Consider the following 19,932-nt stretch of genomic DNA (forward strand, 5'->3'; position numbering starts at 1 on the left):
TTTCTTAAAAATTGGTGCCCAGAAGAGGACTCGAACCTCCACAGTGTTGCCACCGCTAGGACCTGAACCTAGTGCGTCTACCAATTCCGCCATCTGGGCTTCGTTTCGCTGCTTTGCTGCCGCGATCCGAAGAACGATATTATGCTGAGCACAGCGGACACTGTCAACACCCCCTCGCGAAAAAACTTTGCCGTGCCAACCGCTACGCCGCACCGCCGCCGCGCAGGAAATCCACCTGCGCCGGCCGCTCCGGCAGGTGCAGCGTCGCCGTCGCCGCCGGCGTGCTGGCGATGACCTTGCCCGCACGCAGCACCCGCAGCCGCGTGGCGCGCAGGCGGATCGCCTCCACCGGGTCGCGCGCCTGCAGCAGCACCAAGTCGGCGCGGTTGCCCGGCGCGATGCCGTAGCCCTCCAGGCCCAGGATCTGCGCCGGCGTGCCGGTGACCGCGGTAAAGCAGGCGCGCATCGCCTCCTGCCCGGTCATCTGCGCGACGTGCAGGCCCATGTGCGCCACTTCCAGCATGTCGCCCGAGCCCAGGCCGTACCAGGGGTCCATCACGCAATCGTGGCCGAACGCCACCGGCACGCCGGCCGCCAGCAGCTCCGGCACGCGGGTCATGCCGCGGCGCTTCGGGTAGGAGTCGTGCCGGCCTTGCAGCGTGATGTTGATCAGCGGGTTGGCGATCGCCGCCACGCCGGCCTCGCGCATCAGCGGGATCAGCTTGGACACGTAGTAGTTGTCCATCGAATGCATCGAGGTCAGGTGCGAACCCGCCACCCTGCCCTGCAGCCCGAGCCGCATTGTCTCGCTCGCCAGCGTCTCGATATGGCGCGACAGCGGGTCGTCGCTCTCGTCGCAATGCATGTCGACGCGCAGGCCGCGGTCGGCGGCAAGCTCGCACAGCAGCCGCACCGACTCCGCGCCCTGCGCCATGGTGCGCTCGAAATGCGGGATGCCGCCGACCACGTCGACGCCCATGTCGAGCGCGCGCTTCAGGTTGTCGAGCGCACCGGGCGCGCGCAGCACGCCGTCCTGCGGGAACGCCACCAGTTGCAGGTCGAGGTAGGGGCGCACGTGCTCGCGCACGTGCAGCAGCGCTTCCACCGCCAGCAGCCGCGGGTCGCAGATATCGACATGCGAGCGGATCGCCAGCAGCCCACGCGCCACGGCCCAGTCGCAGTAGGCCAGCGCGCGTTCGACGATGGCCTCCTGCGTCAGCATCAGCTTCAGTTCGCCCCACAGCGCAATGCCTTCGAGCAGTGTGCCCGACTGGTTCACGCGCGGCAGGCCGTACGACAGCGTGGAATCCATATGGAAGTGCGCGTCGACGAAGGGCGGCGTCACCAGCTGGCCCGCCGCGTCGATCTCCTCGCCCGCGCTTGCGGCAAGCGCCGGCTCCACCGCGGCGATGCGCCCGCCCGCAATGCCGATATCGATATCGGTACGGCCATCGGGGAGATTGCAGTGCCGCAGGATCAGGTCGAGCATGGGGTGTCTCTCAGGGCTGGATGCACGGCGATATTCTCATGGCGCGGGATCACGCGCCACGTGCGATCGATCCGGGCCTCACGCCTGTCCGTCGGAGAGCGCGGCAAGGGCCGCGGCCTCGGGCGCCAGCCCGCAGCCGCGCAGCAGCAGCGCCACCAGGTGCTCGGTGGCCTGCGCGTAGTCCTGCCGCCCCAGGCGGCTGACGCCGAGCACGGCACAGACCTGCGCTTCAAAGTCCGCGTACGTCTGCGTGGCCGCCCAGATGGTGAAGAACAGATGCTGCGGATCGACCGGCGCCATCTGCCCGCTGTCGATCCAATGCTGCACCACCGCCGCCTTGCGCGACACCAGTTCGCGCAGCGCATGCCGCAGGATCTCGCCGATCTCGGGCGCGCCGTGCAGCAGCTCGTTGGCGAACACGCGCGATGCGTCCGGATGGCTGGCGGACAGCCGCATCTTGGCGCGGATGTACTGCTCCAGCGCCACCTGCGGCGGCAGCTCGGCGCGGATGATGTCGGTCTCGGACAGCCACAGCTGCAGCGTGTGCGCGAGCACCGCGCGGTACAGCGCCTGCTTGGTGCGGAAGTAGTAATGCAAATTGGACTTGGGCACGCCCGCGCGCATCGCGATCTCCGCCATGGTGGCCCCTGCAAACCCGGCGCGCGCGAACACATGCTCGGCCGCGCACAGGATCATGGCCTGGTTCTCCTGGCGAATGCGGCCGCCCGCGGCAGCGCGTACGGGCAGCGCTCGCCGCGGCGCGGCGCGCGCGGGCGCGGGCGCGGGCGCGTCCATCAGCGTGTGCCGTAGAGGCGGTCGCCGGCGTCGCCCAGGCCGGGCACGATGTAGCCGTGCTCGTTGAGCGTTTCGTCGATGGCCGCGGTGACGATGCCCACCTCGGGATGCGCGGCGCGCAACGCGCGCAAGCCCGGGCGCGAGGCGATCAGGCACACGTACTTCATCGTCGTGACCCCGGCCTCTTTCAGGCGGTTGAGCGCGGCGATGGCCGAGTTGCCCGTGGCCAGCATCGGGTCCACCACGATCACCATGCGCTCGTGGATGTCCTCGGGCATCTTGAAGTAGTACTCGATCGGCTCCAGTGTCTCGGGGTCGCGGTACAGCCCGATATGCCCGACGCGCGCCGCCGGCAGCAACTCCAGCATGCCGTCGATAAAGCCGTTGCCCGCGCGCAGGATCGACACCAGGCACAGCTTCTTGCCGGAGAGCACGCGCGACTGCGTCGACGCGATCGGGGTGCGGATGGCGATGGTCTCCATCGCCAGGTCGCGCGTGGCCTCATAGGTAAGCAGCTGCGCGATTTCGCGCACCAGCCGGCGGAAGTTGTCGGTGGTGGTTTCTTCGCTGCGCACCAGCGTGACCTTGTGCTGCACCAGCGGGTGGTCCACGACCAGCACGCCGGGCATGCCGGCAGGATCGGCCGCGGTGTCGGCAACCACAGCGACATCGGCGGGAACAGCGGACATGTCATTCATGGGACGCTCCTGATGGCCACGTTTCACACGCAATTCCTTGCCGGCGCCGCGGCTGGCGCAGCGCCGGTCCTGCCGCGGGCGCCCCCCCGGGCGCCCGTGCGTCAGAACACCGTACCGTCGCTGATGATGCTGAACGGCGGCGGCCCGCCCGGGCGCCGCTTGGCCGCGATGCGCCGGCCGGCTGCCCAGGTGCCGCCTTCCAGCACGCGCGCCAGCGGGAAGTCCGCTTCCGCCAGGCCCAGCGCCTCGCGCACGCCATCGGCCACCAGGTCGAGCCCGGTCACGGTCAGCGCGCGCCATTCGACGATCACCGGCTCGTCCACCGCATGCGGCTCGGCAGCGAAGTTCGGGTCGCGCGGCACCATCAGCTCGAAGTCGTACAGCAGGCCGCCGTTGCGGTATTCGGGCAAGCCGGTCAGTGCGTCCAGCCCGGTCACGGTCAGGCCCGCGTCTTCCAGCGGCTCCAGCAGCGAGTAGGTCAGCCACTGCGTCAGCTTGTGGAACGGCACCAGCCCGCCCGGCGCGGCCGGATGGCGCCAGCAGTCGCCCAGCGACACGCCTTCGATGCAAATGCGGCCCGGCCACACCGGCCCCAGGCCCACCAGCAGCGTGCGCAGCAGGAAGCTGGCGTCGAGCCGCTCGTTGACCGCGTGCGCCTTCAGGTAGTCGAACAGGTTACCCAGTCGCGCCGGCCGGCCGAACAGCGCCGGCGTCGCCTCCATCACCTCGCCCAGCTGGCGCAGCAGCCCGGCGCGCCCTTCCAGCCCCACCAGCGGGTTGTGCTGCGCGACCTGGAAGGCGTGCGCGATGCTGTCGGCGTCGATGCGCTGCAGCCGTTCGGCATCCGCGCGCAGCGGGTCGCCGGGCGCGGCCGAGAAGCCGCCGCGCGCGAACAGCACGAAGCTGGCCACGCCGAGGCCTTCGGAGCGGGTCAGCACCAGGTCGCTCGACGGGTCGCGATAGCGCCAGTCAGGGCCGGCACCGGCATCCAGCAGTACGCTCGGAATCACCAGGTCGATGCCGATGCGGGCGCGCTCTTCGCGATGATCCGGCCCGCTCAGGCCGGCGCGCTCGCACAGCACCTGCCAGCGGTCCGCGCGCTGCTCGATGCCACCGCTTTCAAAGTGGCGCCAGCGGCTGTGATAAGGCACCTGCAGGTCCGGGTAGCGCTGCCGGATGGTGCTGGCGACGTAATCGGCAATCGCATGCACGCGGTCGGGATGCCAGGTAAACAACGCCGACGCGCCGCTGGCCACGTGCTCCGTGACTGCCGCGCAATGCGTGCGCACCGCCTCGGCGCACAGCAGCGCCGAGGCGGGATGCCCTTCCGGCACCGGGCTCAGCCAGCCGGCGCCCGGCCGCATTTCCTCGCCTGCTCCCCGACGGTCCATGCCGCCACGATCCTCTTCGGGATACATTGTCATTCGTTCAACCCCCTGCCCTTTGCCAGGGCCAGTTCGTCGGCATCCGGCGGCGTGTAGCGCGTAAAGTAGCCGGCGGCCACCTTGGCATCGATCTCCACGCGCGCGTCGGCGGGGATCAGGGCTTCGGGGATCGCCACCTGCTCGACTACCTCGATGCCCTGCGCCACCAGCGCGCCGTGCTTCATGTTACTCATCGACGCCCAGCGGTCGATGCGGCGGATGCCCAGCCAATGGAACACATCCGGCATCAGTTCCTGGAAACGCATGTCCTGCACGCCTGCCACGCATTCGGTGCGGGCAAAGTAAGTCTCGGCGCGGTCACCGCCCGCCTGCCGCTTGCGGGCGTTGTAGACCAGGAACTTGGTCACCTCGCCCAGCGCGCGGCCCTCCTTGCGGTTGTAGACCACCAGCCCGACGCCGCCCTGCTGCGCCATCTCGATGCACACCTCGATGCCATGCGCCAGATACGGCCTGCAGGTACAAATGTCTGACCCGAACACATCGGATCCGTTGCATTCATCGTGCACGCGGCACGCCACCCGGGTCTCGGGCTTGCCGAGCTGGCTGACGTCACCGAAAAAGTACAGCGTCATGCCGCCGATGGGCGGCAGGAACACTTTCAGGTCGGGACGGGTCACCAGTTCCGGGAACATGCCGCCGGTCTGCTCGAACAGGCTGCGCCGCAGCACGCTCTCCTTGATGCCGAAGCGGGCCGCGAGTCCGGGCAGGTACCACACCGGGTCGACCGCCGCCTTGGTCACGCGCACGTCGCCGTTGGCGTAGAGGATGTTGCCATCAGGCGTGAGCCTGCCCGCGGCGATGGCAGCGCCCAGCTCCGGCATATTGATATGCGCGCGCGTGACGGCGATGGTCGGGCGGATATCGACGCCGGCGGCGATGCGGTCGGCAAACACGGTGGACACCAGATGCCCCCACGGGTCGAGCGAGACAATCTTGCCCGGATCGCCCCATTGCGGGTGCGGCCCGATGGCCTCGGCCGGCGCGGTATCGGTCAGGTCGGTACGGTGGTCGCGCTGCAGCGAGCCCGCGGCCACCGCCAGCGCCCGATAGATGGCATAGGCGCCGGCATGGGTGCCGATCACATTGCGCTGCGCGGGGTTCGCCAGGCTGGCGATCACCGGTCCGCGCTCGGCCGCAGTCGGGGCGCCCCAGTGGATCGGCTCGGCCGGCTTGTCGCGGCGCGCGTGCGAGGTGAGGACGATATGGTCGGACATGGCTCCCTCGGTTCCCGATGGAATCCTGACCAAATGGTCAGGTTTACGATTCCATACTAGGCAACCTTCATGCCATCGCCCAATGCCCGTTTACGCGAGTTTTGCCGCCATGTGTATGACGGCGTACGCAAGTCCGGGGCAGCGGCATGCACACGCCACGTGCCTGGCGCATGACATCCGCGGTGCGCACGCACCAGCAAGAAGCGGCGCACGGCCTGCAGGCGCGGCGCCACATCGCGGGCACAGTGGGGCACAGTCTGTCGCTGCAAGCTGCGCACGAGGAGTGATGCGCAGCACTTGCAAGCGTTACACGGTGGGACGGCTGGCCGAGCCGCGGTTGTCGGCCAGCAGCGCGCGCAGCGCCGCCAGCGGGCTGGCACTTTCCACGTAGCGATGGAACAGCGCTCCCGCCACGTTGCTGAGTATCCACGCAGCTGCCATGCCGAGCGCATTCAGCACCGGCTGCCCCGGCGCGAGGTTCGACACCGTGGCATTGACCAGCAGGCACACCGGGAAATGGACCAGGAACAGCGAATAGGAGATCCGCCCGAAGAAACCGACCACGTGCGCGCGCGGCCAGCGTTCCATCCAGCCGCCGCGGCGTGAGATCGCCAGCAGCAGCGCCGTCGCCAGCGCCACGGCGATGCGCAGGCGGAAGTCGACGATCAGCGCCGCCAGCACCACGGCGCCGAGCACCAGCAGCGCCATCGCCGAGCGGCCCGGGTTCGACGCCCACCAGGCGAGCGTGCCCATGGCGTAGGCGCCAAAGAAGTACACCGCCCAGATATCCCACGCGGCATCGCGGTTGAACCAGAACAGCGAGGCCACCGCGAGCACGGACACGATGCCGACGCCCGCGCCGGCAGCCGCCCGCCCGCGCGACATGGCGCGCGCCGCCCACAGTGCCGCCAGCAGCAGCGCAAACAGTTGCAGGTCGATGGCCACGTACCAGACCCCGGCCGAGAGGGCATCAACGTCGAGCACGTTGTGCAGCAGCGCCAGGTGCGCGAGGAACTGCATCAGGTGCGGCGGTGCGGGGATCGACGCGTGCACCATCCACTGCCGCGCCAGGGCGGCGCCGGCAATGCTGAGCAGGATTGCCGCGGCGTAGGGCACCACCAGCTTCTGGTAGCGCTGCCACAACGCCAGCAGCGGATGCTGGCGCAGCTCCAGCCGGCCGTACGGCGCGAGGCTGCGTGCGGCGAGGAAACCGCTGATCACCAGGAAGACCTGCACCGCGATGCGGGCGTAGTCATACAGCCAGTCCACCAGGCCGGGCGCCAGCTGGTAGGCGGCGTCCGACATCGGACCATAGAACGCGAGGTGGTGGAGCACGATCAGCTGCGAGCTGACCGCCTTCAGGGCGTCGATGCACGGCAGGCGCGACGGACGGGGGCTCATTGTTATAAGAAGGCGACAAAAGGCACGAAGGCGCGATTCTACCCTGTTGCCCCCTCAACAATGTGGCGAAACATCCACAAATTGCGATTGGTTACATACTCCTCTGCCAGACTCCAATGCCGTGGGCCTGGTCCTCCATGTCTTAACAGGCAGGCATTTGCTTATGACGAGAATGTTCTTCGCCCAACCGGGGACAGGGTATACCCTAGCGTCTTTGCCGCATTGCCGGCCGCTTCCGGTTTCTCCTGCATGCCCGCCTTTGCCCTGCCTTCCCTGCTCGCCCGCCTGTTCCGTGCCCGTCGTTCGCTGGCGGCACTGGCCTTTTCCAGCGTCGCCGTTGCCACCGGCGTGGCCGTGGCTGGCGCGCTGACGCCGGCCTCCGCCCAGGCGCAGACCCCCGTGCTCGACAAGATCCGCGAGTCCGGCACCATCGTGCTCGGCTACCGCGAATCCGCGCTGCCGTTCTCCTTTGCCGACGACAAGGGCCAGCCCGCCGGCTACGCGGTCGAGCTGTGCCTGCGCGCGGCCGAGGCGGCGCGCCAGAAGCTGGGCCTGAAGGACCTGAAGGTGCGCTGGATGCCGCTGACGCCGCAGAACCGCATCCCGTCGGTGGTCAACGGGCTGGTGGACCTGGACTGCGCGCCCAACACCAATACGCTCGAGCGCCAGAAGCAGGTTGCGTTCAGCGTCTCGCACTATGTCTCGACGGTGCGCATGCTGGTGCGGGCCGATTCGGGCATCCGCTCGCTCGGCGACCTGCGCGGCAAGACCGTAGTCACCAGCGCGGGCTCCACCGGCGACCGCCACGTGCGGCGCCTGAAGGGGCAGTACGGCTACCACGACGTCTACGCCAAGGACCACGGCGAGTCGTTCCTGCTGCTCGAGTCCGGCCGCGCCCAGGCCTTCGTGATGGACGACGTGCTGCTGGCCGGCCTGCGCGCCCGCGCCAAGGACCCGTCGCAGTTCGTGATCATCGGTCCGGTGCTGTCGGTCGAGCAGAACGCGCTGATGCTGTCCAAGGCCGATCCGGAATGGAAGCGCGTGGTCGACCAGGCGCTGACCACCACCTTTGCCGGCGCCGAGGCCACCGCGCTGCAGAAGCGCTGGTTCCAGGAGCCGATCGGCAGCCGCGGCATCAACCTGGCGCTGGCGCCATCGGGCGAGGTGCGCGCGGCCTGGAAGCATCCGTCCGACGCCGTTACCGAGTAAGCCGCGCAAGCCGTGCCGGCGGCCCCAATCGCAATCGGAGCGGGGCCGCAATTCAGGGTTTCCATGAGGCGTTGGCGCCGGGCAAGCCCCAAGTTGACAGCAAAGAACGATGTTGGCGACACTGGCCCGGTCCGTCCCTGCGAGGGGTAGGCCACATAATCGACCGCCCGACGGCGGCTTTTCTCAGGAGAAACCATGAACAAGTTCGTCGCGACCGCGATTGCGCTCTGCCTCGGCGCCGCCTCGCTGGCCGTGCAGGCCCAGACCGCCGGCAAGAAGCAGTTCGACCCGTATGCCCAGGGAGCCAAGTCGGGCGAGAAGTTCGACACATATTCGCAGGGCGCCAAGTCCGGCGACAAGTTCGACCCGTACTCGCAAGGCGCGAACAAGAGCACGCGCAGCGACCTGACCGGCACTGCAGCGCCGGCCGCTGAAAAGCCCGCCAAGAAGGCCACCAGCAAGAAGACCAAGAAGAAAGCCGCCCCCGCACCGGCCGCCAGCTGAGCGCTGACCACGTGCACAAAAAAACCCGCCGCGGCGGGTTTTTTTGTGTCTTGCCGATGGCCAGCCCGGCTCAGGGCGCTTGCGAATCGCGCTCGAGCGCCGTCACGTCCACGCGCTGCACCTGGTCATTCTGGCGCACCTCCGTGCGCAGCACGAAGGCCTCGGCAGGACAGTACCAGTCGGTGATATGCATCACCGTGGGCTCGACTTGCACCACCTCCTCGCCGACCATCAGCGGGCCCAGCGAGGTGCGCTTGTCGTAGGTGATCGGCAGGCATTCCTTGCGCCCCATCGCCGTATTGATCATCTGCTTCCGTCCCACCTTGCGCGAGTCGATATGGATCGATGCGTGCAACGCGCGCATGGTGCTGACCACCTGGTCCGATGCCAGCGGGTAGATCTTGAGCGAGACGCTGGACTCGAAAGTCTCGCCCTCCAGCGTGCTGCCCTCGCGCAGTTCCAAGCCCGCGTAGTTGAACACGCCCTTGCCGCGGAAAGCCGCCTCGCCGTACATGCGCGCATAGCGGGCGCGGGCGTTGATGATGGCATGCTGGCTTTCGATGCTGGTCTGGTCGGCCGGAGTGCGGCGGTCGATCACCACCTCGTGCACCTGGTCCATGACCACCGGCGGGCCCATCAGCGCCGACATCGCCGACTTGGAGTTGACCTCGAGCCGCGCGCGGCAGCCGGAGGGACTGCGGCTGACATCGCGCAGCGTCATGCGGATCGACATCGGCAGCACGCCGTCGCCTTCCATCTGCACGTGCGCGCCGGACTGGAACCAGGGCGCGTTGCACAACACGGCCGCAGCCGAGGCCGAGACCTCGCTGACCGCCGTGTGCGCCGCCGCCATCGCCGCGGCGCCTGCCGCGGCCGAGGGCGCGGCCGCCTGCTGCGCGCCGGCCCCGCTTGCCAGCGCCATCCCCGCCATCAGGCCCGCCAGCCGGTATTGCTGCGCCTTTGTCTTCACATCATTCCCTGTCTAGAATGTCCAGACGCCCCCGACGTAGCGCCCGGCCTGCCAGGCGACGGCCTGGTCACTGAAATTATGGTGTCTTTGGCGCGCCTTTGTCGCGTTTTTACCCGCTACTGTCTGGCCGGGTTTTCCTCGATTCCAGTCCTGACCGCGTTTTCCATGCCGGTATCCTCCTTGGGTGGCGTTCCGGTTGCGCCGGGTGCGCCCGGCCACGGTGGGCGTGCAGGCCGCCTGAGGCACTTTCCTCTCGCTGCGAAGGCACCGGGGTGCCTTCGCGCACGCTTGCGGTGAAGCTCCCGCCTCCCGGCGAGACTCCCCTGCCGCCGTGCTACCATTGCCCGCCGCGCGTGCCCCCGCGCCGGCTGTGGCGTTCCAGGCGCCTGTCAGCCGGTCACCGGAGGTGTCCATCCGGAGGTGTTGCACCCCGGTGTTTCCCCTGATGTCCACCAATGGGCGGCGCCATGCGTTGTGATGGCTTCCCCTCACCGCGCACCCTCGCAGGACCATCCATCCGTCGTGCTTTTCCAGGAGATCTATGCGTAGTTCATTGACCTCGCGGTATGCCGGGCTGTCCGTTGGAGCCGCCACGGGTGCCATCGCCCTGGTCAGCCTGTTTATCCTGCTGGTCTGGTTCGGCACGCTCGACATGCGCCACCTGCTGCGCTCGGACGAGGGCCGCTATGCCGAGATCGCCCGCGAGATGCTCACCACCGGCGACTGGGTCACGATCCGCTACCACGAACTCAAGTACTTCGAGAAACCGCCCTTCCACCTGTGGGTGACCACGGTGGCCTATACGCTGTTCGGCGTCGGCGACTGGCAGGCGCGCCTGTGCGTGGCGCTGTCGGGCATGCTCGGGGTGGGCGTGTCGATGCTGGCCGCGGCGCGCTGGTTCGGCACGCGCGCAGCCCTGCTGACCGGGCTCGTGCTGGTGTCGGCGCCGATGTGGAATATCGCCGGACATTTCAATTCGCTGGACATGACGCTGGCCGGGGCCATGACGTGCGTGCTGGCCTTCATGCTGCTGGCACAGCACCCGGACGCCACGCCGGCGTCGCGCCGCAACTGGATGCTGGCCTGTTGGGCGGCAATGGGCGTGGCGGTGCTGATCAAGGGCCTGGTCGGTCTGGCGCTGCCTGGCCTGGTGCTGGTGGTCTACACGGTGGTGACGCGGGACCTGGGTCTGTGGCGCCGCCTGCATCTGCTGGCCGGCATCGCGATGCTGCTGCTGGTGACGGTACCGTGGTTCTGGCTGGTGTCGGAGCGCAACCCTGAATTCCTGCGCTTTTTCTTTATCCACGAGCACTGGCAGCGCTACACCTCCAACGTGCACCAGCGCGGGGGCGCGATCTGGTTCTTCGTGCCGCTGCTGCTGATGGGCTTCCTGCCATGGCTGGGCCTGGCGCCGCAGATGCTGCAGGCGGTTGGCGAGCGCGCGGGCGTCGAGCGCGGCACCTCGCCGCGGCCGTTCCAGCCGGCGCTGCTGGCGGCACTGTGGGCGTCGGCGATCTTTGTCTTCTTCAGCCTGTCGGGCTCCAAGCTACCGGGCTATATCGTGCCGATCTTCCCCGCGCTGGCGTTGCTGGCCGGCGTCGCGCTGGACACCGTGACGGAACGCGCATGGCGTTGGCAGGTCAATGCCATGATCGCGCTCGGCGTGGTGGGCCTGCTGGCCTGCCCCTTCGTCGCCATGCTGGACAAGCCCAGCACGCCCAATGCGGTCTATCGCGAATTCACGCTGTGGATCGGCATCGCCTTCGTCGTGATGCTGGCCGGCGCGCTGCTGGCGCGCCGCCTGCTGCGCACGCGCGGCGTGTTCCCCAGCGTGGTGGCCTATGCGCTGGCGATGTTAGTTTGCTGTACGGTGGCGCTGCGCGGCCATGAGGCCATGGGCCGGCCCAACTCCGGCGCGGACCTGGTGCCCGCCATCAACGCCGTGCTGGCGCCGGACATGCCGCTGTACAGCGTGGGGCTGCTGGACCACACGCTGCCGTTCTACCTGCGCCGCACCACCATCCTGGTCGAGCATCCGGACGAGCTGGAATTCGGCGTCGGCCAGGAGCCGCAGAAGTGGATCCCGACCATGGAGGACTTTATCGCCCGCTGGCAGGACGGGCAGCGCGCGGTGGCGATCATGTTGCCCGACACCTACAACGCGCTGGCGGCGCGCGGTGTGCCAATGCACAAGATCGCCGGCGACCGCCGGCGCGTGGCGGTGGCCAATTTCGTGCTGCCGGGCCAGGGCCCGCAGGCGCAATCCCAAGGACAGTAACCGGCATTACGCGGCGCCATGACGCTTTCGACTTTCGCTTTCATCTTTTCCGGCGTGCTGCTCAATGCGGCCGCGCAACTGTTGCTCAAGGCCGGCGTCAACGCCATCGGCGCCATCACGCTGGACCGCGGCACGCTGCTGGTCACGGCACTGCGCGTGCTGACGCAATGGCCGGTACTGGCCGGGCTGACGCTGTACGTGGTCAGCGTGGGCGTGTGGATCGTGGGGCTGTCGCGCGTGGACGTGTCGATCGCCTACCCGATGCTGTCGCTCGGCTACGTGGTCAATGCGGTGGCCGCATGGTACCTGTTCGGCGAGATGATCGGCCCCTTGCGCGTGGTCGGCATCCTGCTGATACTGGCTGGCGTCTTCCTGATCGCCCGATCCTGACGCGGTTGCCCGGCGCCCCCAGCACCAACCGCACTCCATCGCCATTTCCATGACCGCTCCCGCCGCATTCCTGCCTTTCGTCCGCCCCGACATCGACGCCGCCGCCATTGCTGAAGTCAGCAAGGTGCTGGCCTCGGGCTGGATCACCTCCGGCCCGCGGATGCAGGCCTTCGAGGCCGCGCTGTCTGACCTCTTCGGCGGCCGCCCGGTGCGCACCTTCGCCAATGGCTCGGCGACGATGGAGATCGCATTGCGCATCGCCGATATCGGCCCGGGCGATGAAGTCATCACCACCCCTGTCACCTGGGTCGCCACCGCCAACGTGGTGCTGACGGTGGGCGCGCGGCCGGTGTTCGTCGATATCGACCCGCGCACGCGCAACCTGGACCTGGATGCGGTCGAGGCCGCGATCACGCCGCGCACGCGCGCGATCATGCCGGTGTACCTGTCGGGCCTGCCGGTGGACATGGACCGCCTCTACGCCATCGCCGCCAAACACAACCTGCGCGTGATCGAGGACGCCGCGCAGGCGATCGACTCGCGCTGGCGCGGCCAGCGCATCGGCAGCTTCGGCGACCTGGTCAGCTTCAGCTTCCAGGCCAACAAGAACATCACCACCATCGAAGGCGGCTGCCTGGTGATGAACACGCCGGAAGAAGCCGTGCGCGCCGAGCGCCTGCGGCTGCAGGGCGTGATCCGTACCGGCATGGACGGCATGGATGTCGAGGAGCCGGGCGGCAAGTTCAACCTGACCGACGTCAATGCCGCCGTCGGCCTGGCGCAGCTCGCCAGACTCGATGCCATCACCGCGCGCCGCGCGGAACTGGCACAAGCCTATTTCCGCTGCGCGGCCGACAGCGGCCTGGCCGAACTCGGCATCGAACTGCCGCAGCCGCTCGATCCCCAGGCCGCCACCACCAACTGGCATATGTTCCAGGTGGTGCTGCCGACCGAGCGCCTCGAGGGCGGACCGGCGCAGGCACGCAAGCAGGTCATGGAGGCGATGCGCGAGCGCGGCATCGGCACCGGCGTGCACTATCCGCCCATTCATCTTTTCACCTACTACCGCTCGCTCGGCTGGCGCGAAGGCATGCTGCCGCATGCCGAGCGCATCGGGCGCGGCATCGTCACGCTGCCGCTGTTCCCCGCCATGCAAGCCGCCGACGTGGAGCGGGTCTGCGCAACCCTCAGCGAAACATGCAAACGTCTTTCCAAATGAGCCCGGTCGAGGTCTCGGTCGTCATTCCGGTCTACAACGAAGAAGACGGGCTGCAAGCCCTGTTCGACCGCCTCTATCCGGCGCTGGATGGCCTCGGCGAGTCGTACGAGATCATCTTCATCAACGACGGCAGCGTCGACCGCTCGGCGCAGATACTTGCCGCGCAGTTCCACAAGCGCCCGGACGTGACCCGGGTGGTCCTGTTCAACGGCAACTTCGGCCAGCATATGGCGATCCTGGCGGGCTTCGAGCATACCCGCGGCAAGATCGTGATCACGCTGGACGCCGACCTGCAGAACCCGCCGGAAGAAATACCGCGCCTGGTCGAAGCCATGCGCGCCGGCCACGACTACGTCGGCACCATCCGCCGCGATCGCAACGACACCGCGTTCCGCCGCTATGCCTCGCGCGCGACGAACCGGCTGCGCGAGCGCATCACCAAGATCCGCATGACGGACCAGGGCTGCATGCTGCGCGCCTATGACCGCAATGTGATCGACACCATCAACGCCTGCCGCGAGGTCAATACCTTCATCCCGGCGCTGGCGTACACCTTTGCTTCCAACCCTGTCGAGATCGAGGTCAGCCACGAGCAGCGCCACGCCGGCGAATCCAAGTATTCGCTGTACCAGCTGATCCGCCTGAACTTCGACCTGGTGACGGGCTTCTCGATCGTGCCGCTGCAGTGGTTCTCGGCGATCGGCACGATCCTGTCGCTGCTTTCGGGCGCCCTGGTCGTGGTACTGCTGGTACGGCGCTTCCTGTTCGGTTCGGAAGTCCAGGGTCTGTTCACCCTGTTCGCCATGAACTTCTTCCTGATCGGCATCCTGCTGTTCGGCCTGGGCCTGCTGGGCGAATACGTCGGCCGCATCTACCAGGAAGTGCGCGACCGCCCGCGCTACCGCATCAAGGCGGTGCTTGAGGGCGATCCCACGCGCGCCCCTGCCGCGCCCCACGCGGCCGGCACGGAGCGATGATGCGCGCCGTCGTCTTTGCCTACCACAATGTCGGCGACCGCTGCCTGCGCGTGCTGCATGCGCGCGGCGTGGAGGTGGCACTGGTGATCACCCACCGCGATCGCGCCGACGAGAACATCTGGTTCCGGCGCGTGGCCGACACCGCCGCCGAGCTGGGCATCCCGTTCCTATACGGCGAGGACCCGACCGACCCCGCCATCGCGCAGGCCGTGTGCGATGGCCGCCCGGACGTAATTTTCTCGTTCTACTACCGCTCGATGATCCCCGCGAGCGTGCTGGCCCTGGCGCCGGGCGGCGCCTTCAACATGCACGGCTCGCTGCTGCCCAAGTACCGCGGCCGCGTGCCGGTGAACTGGGCGGTGCTGCACGGCGAGACCGAGACCGGCGCCACGCTGCACGCGATGGAAGCCAGGCCGGACGCCGGCTATATCGTCGACCAGACCGCCGTGCCGATCCTGCCGGACGATACCGCCGGCGAGGTTTTCGAGAAGGTCACCGTAGCCGCCGAGCAGACCCTGTGGCGCGCCCTGCCCGCGATGATGGCCGGGCAAACGCCGCAACGCCCCAATCGGCTGGCTGAAGGCAGCTATTATTCCGGCCGCAAACCCGAGGATGGGCGCATTGACTGGAGCCGCCCCGCGGCCGAGGTCTACAACCTGATCCGCGCGGTGGCGCCGCCGTATCCCGGCGCCTTCACCGAGTTGGCGGGACAGCGCTTTATCGTCGCGCAAGCCCGCCGTCCGCTGCCCGATGCCGCCCTGGCGCTGTCGTCCGGCACTCCGCCCGGCCTGCACGTGCGCGACGGCCACATCGTCGGCCTGTGCGGCGACGGCAGCCAGGTACTCGTAACACAACTGCTGGCGCAGGACGGCTCGGCCGTCGCGCCGGATGCCATCGCCCAACTTCTTACCGAACAGTCCAAAGAAAATCCATGAAAAAGGTCCTGATTCTTGGCGTCAACGGCTTTATCGGCCACCACCTGACGCGCCGCATCCTGGAAACCACGTCGTGGGAGGTCTACGGCATGGACATGTCGGCGGACCGTCTGGGCGACCTCGTCGAGCACCCGCGCATGCACTTCTTCGAGGGTGACATCACCATCAACAAGGAGTGGATCGAGTACAACATCCGCAAGTGCGACGTGGTGCTGCCGCTGGTGGCCATCGCCACGCCCGCCACCTACGTGCGCGAGCCGCTGCGCGTGTTCGAACTGGACTTCGAGGCCAACCTGCCGATCGTGCGCGCCGCCGTGAAGTACGGCAAGCACCTGGTGTTTCCGTCGACCTCCGAGGTCTACGGCATGTGCAGCGACGACGAGTTCGATCCCGAGGCCTCGCCGCTGGTCTACGGCCCGATCAACAAGCCGCGCTGGATCTACGCCTGCTCCAAGCAGCTGATGGACCGCGTGATCCACGCCTACGGCATGGAGCAAGGCCTGAACTACACGCTGTTCCGCCCGTTCAACTGGGTCGGTGCGGGGCTGGATTCGATCTTCGAATCGAAGGAAGGCTCGTCGCGCGTGGTGACGCAGTTCCTCGGCCATATCGTGCGCGGCGAGCCGATCAAGCTGGTCGACGGCGGCGCGCAGCAGCGGGCCTTCGCCGATATCGCGGACGGCATCAGCGCGCTGATGCGCATCATCGAGAACCCCAACGGCATCGCCACCGGCAAGATCTTCAACATCGGCAACCCGGACAATATCCACTCCGTGCGCGAACTGGCCGAGATGATGCTGAAGATGGCCGCGGACTATCCTGAGTACGCCGACGAGGCACGCAAGACGCAGATCGTCGAGACCTCGTCGGGCGACTTCTACGGCAAGGGCTACCAGGACGTGCAGCACCGCGTGCCGAAGATCGACAACACCATCGAGGAACTGGGCTGGAAGCCGGAGATCAGCATGGAAGCGGCGCTGCGCCGTATCTTCGAGGCGTACCGAGGCAAGGTGGTAGAGGCCCGCACGCTGGTCGATTCGGCCAACTGAGCGCGCACCGCAGATGGCACGCATTGCCCTGAAGGTCGACGTCGACACGCTGCGCGGCACGCGCGAAGGCGTGCCGAAGCTGCTGTCGATGCTGGCGGCCGCACAGGCGCAGGCCACCTTCCTGTTCAGCCTCGGGCCCGACCATACCGGCTGGGCGCTGCGGCGCGTGTTCCGGCCGGGTTTCCTGAAAAAGGTGTCGCGCACCTCGGTGGTGTCCATCTACGGGCTGCGCACGCTGATGTACGGCGTGTTGCTGCCCGGGCCCGACATCGGCCGCAAGGGCGCGGCCGAGATGCGCGCCGCACGCGCGGCCGGCCATGAATGTGGCATCCACACCTGGGACCACGTCTACTGGCAGGACAACGTGCGCGAGCGCGATGCCGCGTGGACGCGGCGGCAGATGCAGCAGGCATTCGCGCGCTATACCGAGATCTTTGGCGAAGCACCCACCACGCACGGCGCGGCCGGCTGGCAGATGAACGAGGATGCGTTCCGGCAGATCGATGACTGGGGCATGGCCTATGCGTCAGACGGACGCGGCACTGCGCCGTATCTCCCGACCATCGACGGCGTGGCGTGCCGGCATGTGCAGATGCCGACCACGTTGCCGACGCTGGACGAACTGATCGGCACCGACGACCTGAGCGAGGACAACGTCCACACCGCACTGCTGAAGCTGACCGAAGGCGCGCGCGACCATGTGTTCACGCTGCATACCGAGCTGGAAGGCGGCAAGCTGGCGCCGGTGTTCGAGCGGCTGCTGGCGGGGTGGCGTGCGCAGGGGCACGAGCTGGTGTCGATGGCGACCTGGTATCGCGGCTTGGATCGCGAAGGGTTGCCGGAATTGCCGGTGACGTGGGGAGAGATTCCGGGGCGTAGTGGGGAGTTGATTGTGCAGCCGGAAGTGGTGACGCGCTAAGTCGCAGCCAACACCGCATGAACCAGGCACCCCTCTCCCGCGAGCGGGAGAGGGGTGCAAACCGACGCTAAGCGTTGCTTTTGCCCACCGCCCCCACCCGCAGCCCATTAAACACCACCAGCAGGCTAGCCCCCATATCGGCGAACACCGCCATCCACATCGTCCCCATCCCCATCACCGTCAGCACCAGGAACACCGCCTTGATGCCCAGCGCGAGCGTGATGTTCTGCACCAGGATGCGCGAGGTGCGGCGCGACAGCCGCACAAAAGCCGGGATCTTGCGCAGGTCGTCATCCATCAGCGCCACGTCCGCGGTCTCGATGGCGGTATCCGTGCCCGCAGCCCCCATGGCAAAGCCGATATCGGCGCGCGCCAGCGCCGGCGCGTCGTTGATGCCGTCGCCCACCATGCCGATGCGGCCGCCGCGCGCATGCGCCGCGTCGGCCAGCGCGGCGATGCCGTCGGCCTTGTCCTGCGGCAGCTGGTTGCCGCGCGCCTCGTCGATGCCGACCTCGGCGGCGATGGCCTGTGCCGTGTGCGGGTTGTCGCCCGACAGCATCAGCGTCCTGACGCCCAGCGCATGCAGCTCCGCGATGGCCTGCCGGCTGGTGTCGCGCACGGTGTCGGCCACGGCGAACAAGGCCAGCGCGGTGGCGGCGCCGTTGCCGTCGACACGTGCCAGCAGCACCACGGTCTTGCCGTCGCGCTCGAACGCCTCGAGCCGCGCCTCCAGCACCGGCGAGCATGCGCCCAGGTCATGCACCAGCCGGTGGTTGCCGAGCCGGTATTCCACACCATCCACCTTGCCGCGCGTGCCACGGCCCGCCAGCGCCTCGAAGTCATCCACCGCCAGCGTGGCGATGCCGTCCGCCACGGCCGCCGCGGCCACCGCGCGAGAAACCGGATGGTCCGAGCGCGCCGCCAGGCTGGCGGCAATGGCGCGCGCCTGCGGCACATCGTCGGCCAGCAGCGCGTGGTGGGTCTGCGCGGGCTTGCCGTGCGTGATGGTGCCGGTCTTGTCGAGCGCCACCCAGCCCAGGTGCCTGCCCTGCTCCAGGTAGACGCCGCCCTTCACCAGGATGCCGCGCCGCGCGGCCGCCGCCAGCCCGCTGACGATGGTCACCGGGGTGGAGATCACCAGGGCGCAGGGGCAGGCGATCACCAGCAGCACCAGCGCCTTGTAGATCCAGTCGACCCAGGCACCGCCCATGAACAGCGGCGGCACCACGGCCACCGCCAGCGCAATCGCGAACACCGTCGGCGTGTAGATGCGTGCGAACCGGTCGACAAAGCGCTGCGTCGGCGCGCGGCTGCCTTGCGCGGCTTCCACGGCGTGGATGATGCGCGCCAGCGTGGAATCGCTGGCCGGCGCGGTCACGGTGTATTCCAGCTCGCCGGACTGGTTGATCGAGCCGGCAAAGAGCGCATCGCCCTCCGCCTTGTCCACCGGCACGCTCTCGCCGGTGATGGGCGCCTGGTCGAGCGCCGACTGGCCACGCACGACCTTGCCGTCCAGCGCCACGCGCTCGCCCGGACGCAGCCGCACCAGCGCGCCCACCGCCACACCGGCGGCGGGCACGGCTTCCCAGCTGCCGTCGGCGCGCCGCACCGTGGCCTGCTCCGGCGCCATCGCCATCAGCCCGCGGATGGCGTTGCGGGCGCGGTCCAGCGATGCGGCCTCGATGCGCTCGGCCAGCGCGAACAGCACCATCACCATGGCCGCTTCTGGCCACTGGCGCAGCAGCAGTGCGCCGGTGACGGCGATGCTCATCAGCGCATTGATATTGAGGTTGCCGTTGCGCAACGCGATCCACCCCTTGCGGTAGGTGGTCAGGCCACCGAGCGCCACCGCCGCCAGCGCCAGCACGGCCGGCAGCCACGGCAGTCCCAGCGCCAGCCATTCCGTCCCCTCGGCACCGACCGCGGCAACGCCGGCCAGCGCCAGCGGCCACCAGGACTTGCGTGCGGTGGTTTCCGGCAGCACCTGCTGCGCGGCCTCCGGGCTCAGCGGCACCGGCTGCATGCCGAGGCTCTGGATCGCCTTGACCACCGGCTCCGGCGACGGCAGCGTGTGGTGCACCGTCAGCACGCGCTGGATCAGGTTGAATTCGAGCGCTGCCACGCCCGCCATGCCGCCCAGCTTGTTGCGGATCAGCGTTTCCTCGGTCGGGCAGTCCATGGCGTCGATGCGCCAGACGGCGGTGCGGGCGCCGGCCGGCACTTCGACAGGTGTCGGCGGCGTCAGCGCGACCGTCGACGAGCAGCCGCTACCGCAGCAGGCAGGAGCCGGATGTGCGTGCGCGTGGTCGTGCGCATGGTCGTGCTCATGCCCGTGGTGGTGGTGATCGTGGTCGTGGCCGCCGTGGCGGTGCGCGGCGCCATCGTGCGCATGGGCGGCGTGATCTTGAGGAAGGGCGTCTTCAGGTGACGTGCGAGCCAT

Annotated in this window: 17 protein-coding genes and 1 tRNA gene; 9 read left to right on the top strand and 9 right to left on the bottom strand. The window is 68.3% G+C overall.

Annotated features, from left to right (window positions below; translation table 11 throughout):
• Positions 1-12: 12 nt before the first annotated feature.
• The 7 genes from AC10V3_RS29745 to AC10V3_RS29775 all read right to left on the bottom strand — a co-directional run bounded on the left by AC10V3_RS29745 (position 13) and on the right by AC10V3_RS29775 (position 7,042).
• Positions 13-99, bottom strand: a tRNA-Leu gene (locus AC10V3_RS29745).
• Positions 100-202: 103 nt separating this feature from the next.
• Entirely contained in the window at positions 203-1,489 is a 1,287-nt protein-coding gene (locus tag AC10V3_RS29750) for an amidohydrolase family protein (RefSeq protein WP_454753281.1), read from the bottom strand.
• 78 nt (positions 1,490-1,567) lie between these two features.
• A complete protein-coding gene (locus AC10V3_RS29755) occupies positions 1,568-2,284 on the bottom strand; it encodes a TetR/AcrR family transcriptional regulator (protein WP_490923852.1) in 717 nt (238 codons plus the stop codon).
• The gene (upp, locus tag AC10V3_RS29760) at positions 2,284-2,982 is read right to left on the bottom strand and encodes a uracil phosphoribosyltransferase (RefSeq protein WP_022538959.1); all 699 of its coding nucleotides are present in this window, start codon (positions 2,980-2,982) and stop codon (positions 2,284-2,286) included. The genes AC10V3_RS29755 and upp overlap by 1 nt, the downstream gene beginning before the upstream one ends.
• Positions 2,983-3,083: 101 nt before the next feature.
• Positions 3,084-4,406: a URC4/urg3 family protein gene (locus tag AC10V3_RS29765; RefSeq protein ID WP_454753282.1), complete on the bottom strand. Its 1,323-nt coding sequence runs from the start codon at positions 4,404-4,406 to the stop codon at positions 3,084-3,086.
• The gene (locus AC10V3_RS29770; RefSeq protein ID WP_022538961.1) at positions 4,403-5,641 is read right to left on the bottom strand and encodes a GTP cyclohydrolase II; all 1,239 of its coding nucleotides are present in this window, start codon (positions 5,639-5,641) and stop codon (positions 4,403-4,405) included. Before AC10V3_RS29770 ends, AC10V3_RS29765 begins: the two co-directional genes overlap by 4 nt.
• Before the next feature lie 306 nt (positions 5,642-5,947).
• Positions 5,948-7,042, bottom strand: coding sequence for an acyltransferase family protein (locus AC10V3_RS29775; protein ID WP_490923853.1), 1,095 nt, complete (start codon positions 7,040-7,042; stop codon positions 5,948-5,950).
• Positions 7,043-7,291: 249 nt separating this feature from the next.
• Between AC10V3_RS29775 and AC10V3_RS29780 the strand changes: the two genes are divergently transcribed.
• Entirely contained in the window at positions 7,292-8,251 is a 960-nt protein-coding gene (locus AC10V3_RS29780; protein ID WP_490923854.1) for an amino acid ABC transporter substrate-binding protein, read from the top strand.
• A gap of 195 nt (positions 8,252-8,446) precedes the next feature.
• On the top strand, positions 8,447-8,755 hold the full coding sequence (locus AC10V3_RS29785) for a hypothetical protein (protein WP_022538965.1): 309 nt from the start codon (positions 8,447-8,449) through the stop codon (positions 8,753-8,755).
• 70 nt (positions 8,756-8,825) lie between these two features.
• On the opposite strand, the gene AC10V3_RS29790 is transcribed toward AC10V3_RS29785, so the two are convergent.
• Positions 8,826-9,725: a hypothetical protein gene (locus AC10V3_RS29790; RefSeq protein WP_022538966.1), complete on the bottom strand. Its 900-nt coding sequence runs from the start codon at positions 9,723-9,725 to the stop codon at positions 8,826-8,828.
• Between the two features lie 541 nt (positions 9,726-10,266).
• On the opposite strand from AC10V3_RS29790, the gene AC10V3_RS29795 reads away from it, so the two are divergent.
• The 7 genes from AC10V3_RS29795 to AC10V3_RS29825 are packed head-to-tail and all read left to right on the top strand — an operon-like array spanning position 10,267 to position 17,492.
• On the top strand, positions 10,267-12,003 hold the full coding sequence (locus AC10V3_RS29795) for a glycosyltransferase family 39 protein (RefSeq protein WP_022538967.1): 1,737 nt from the start codon (positions 10,267-10,269) through the stop codon (positions 12,001-12,003).
• An 18-nt stretch (positions 12,004-12,021) separates the two neighbouring features.
• Positions 12,022-12,393 carry an EamA family transporter gene (locus AC10V3_RS29800; RefSeq protein WP_022538968.1) on the top strand — a complete coding sequence of 124 codons (372 nt, stop codon included), beginning with the start codon at positions 12,022-12,024 and terminating at the stop codon, positions 12,391-12,393.
• A gap of 49 nt (positions 12,394-12,442) precedes the next feature.
• Positions 12,443-13,612, top strand: a complete 1,170-nt coding sequence (locus tag AC10V3_RS29805) for a DegT/DnrJ/EryC1/StrS family aminotransferase (protein WP_022538969.1) — start codon at positions 12,443-12,445, stop codon at positions 13,610-13,612.
• Positions 13,591-14,589: a glycosyltransferase gene (locus AC10V3_RS29810; protein WP_041681814.1), complete on the top strand. Its 999-nt coding sequence runs from the start codon at positions 13,591-13,593 to the stop codon at positions 14,587-14,589. Before AC10V3_RS29805 ends, AC10V3_RS29810 begins: the two co-directional genes overlap by 22 nt.
• A complete protein-coding gene (locus tag AC10V3_RS29815; protein ID WP_490924323.1) occupies positions 14,589-15,524 on the top strand; it encodes a formyltransferase in 936 nt (311 codons plus the stop codon). The genes AC10V3_RS29810 and AC10V3_RS29815 overlap by 1 nt, the downstream gene beginning before the upstream one ends.
• On the top strand, positions 15,521-16,573 hold the full coding sequence (locus AC10V3_RS29820) for a bifunctional UDP-4-keto-pentose/UDP-xylose synthase (RefSeq protein ID WP_490923855.1): 1,053 nt from the start codon (positions 15,521-15,523) through the stop codon (positions 16,571-16,573). The genes AC10V3_RS29815 and AC10V3_RS29820 overlap by 4 nt, the downstream gene beginning before the upstream one ends.
• Positions 16,574-16,586: 13 nt before the next feature.
• Positions 16,587-17,492 carry a polysaccharide deacetylase family protein gene (locus AC10V3_RS29825; protein ID WP_022538973.1) on the top strand — a complete coding sequence of 302 codons (906 nt, stop codon included), beginning with the start codon at positions 16,587-16,589 and terminating at the stop codon, positions 17,490-17,492.
• A gap of 67 nt (positions 17,493-17,559) precedes the next feature.
• Here the strand turns inward: AC10V3_RS29825 and AC10V3_RS29830 are convergent, their stop codons facing one another.
• Positions 17,560-19,932, bottom strand: a complete 2,373-nt coding sequence (locus AC10V3_RS29830) for a heavy metal translocating P-type ATPase (RefSeq protein ID WP_490923856.1) — start codon at positions 19,930-19,932, stop codon at positions 17,560-17,562.

It is taken from the genome of Cupriavidus sp. PB-02 (genome assembly GCF_058252315.1).

What these genes read in the sequence shown, in the direction of transcription:
- AC10V3_RS29750 (WP_454753281.1), bottom strand. Translation starts at nt 1,489, where the DNA reads ATGCTCGACCTGATCCTGCGGCACTGCAATCTCCCCGATGGCCGTACC.
- AC10V3_RS29755 (WP_490923852.1), bottom strand. Translation starts at nt 2,284, where the DNA reads ATGGACGCGCCCGCGCCCGCGCCCGCGCGCGCCGCGCCGCGGCGAGCG.
- upp (WP_022538959.1), bottom strand. Translation starts at nt 2,982, where the DNA reads ATGAATGACATGTCCGCTGTTCCCGCCGATGTCGCTGTGGTTGCCGAC.
- AC10V3_RS29765 (WP_454753282.1), bottom strand. Translation starts at nt 4,406, where the DNA reads ATGACAATGTATCCCGAAGAGGATCGTGGCGGCATGGACCGTCGGGGA.
- AC10V3_RS29770 (WP_022538961.1), bottom strand. Translation starts at nt 5,641, where the DNA reads ATGTCCGACCATATCGTCCTCACCTCGCACGCGCGCCGCGACAAGCCG.
- AC10V3_RS29775 (WP_490923853.1), bottom strand. Translation starts at nt 7,042, where the DNA reads ATGAGCCCCCGTCCGTCGCGCCTGCCGTGCATCGACGCCCTGAAGGCG.
- AC10V3_RS29780 (WP_490923854.1), top strand. Translation starts at nt 7,292, where the DNA reads ATGCCCGCCTTTGCCCTGCCTTCCCTGCTCGCCCGCCTGTTCCGTGCC.
- AC10V3_RS29785 (WP_022538965.1), top strand. Translation starts at nt 8,447, where the DNA reads ATGAACAAGTTCGTCGCGACCGCGATTGCGCTCTGCCTCGGCGCCGCC.
- AC10V3_RS29795 (WP_022538967.1), top strand. Translation starts at nt 10,267, where the DNA reads ATGCGTAGTTCATTGACCTCGCGGTATGCCGGGCTGTCCGTTGGAGCC.
- AC10V3_RS29800 (WP_022538968.1), top strand. Translation starts at nt 12,022, where the DNA reads ATGACGCTTTCGACTTTCGCTTTCATCTTTTCCGGCGTGCTGCTCAAT.
- AC10V3_RS29805 (WP_022538969.1), top strand. Translation starts at nt 12,443, where the DNA reads ATGACCGCTCCCGCCGCATTCCTGCCTTTCGTCCGCCCCGACATCGAC.
- AC10V3_RS29810 (WP_041681814.1), top strand. Translation starts at nt 13,591, where the DNA reads ATGCAAACGTCTTTCCAAATGAGCCCGGTCGAGGTCTCGGTCGTCATT.
- AC10V3_RS29815 (WP_490924323.1), top strand. Translation starts at nt 14,589, where the DNA reads ATGCGCGCCGTCGTCTTTGCCTACCACAATGTCGGCGACCGCTGCCTG.
- AC10V3_RS29820 (WP_490923855.1), top strand. Translation starts at nt 15,521, where the DNA reads ATGAAAAAGGTCCTGATTCTTGGCGTCAACGGCTTTATCGGCCACCAC.
- AC10V3_RS29825 (WP_022538973.1), top strand. Translation starts at nt 16,587, where the DNA reads ATGGCACGCATTGCCCTGAAGGTCGACGTCGACACGCTGCGCGGCACG.
- AC10V3_RS29830 (WP_490923856.1), bottom strand. Translation starts at nt 19,932, where the DNA reads ATGGCTCGCACGTCACCTGAAGACGCCCTTCCTCAAGATCACGCCGCC.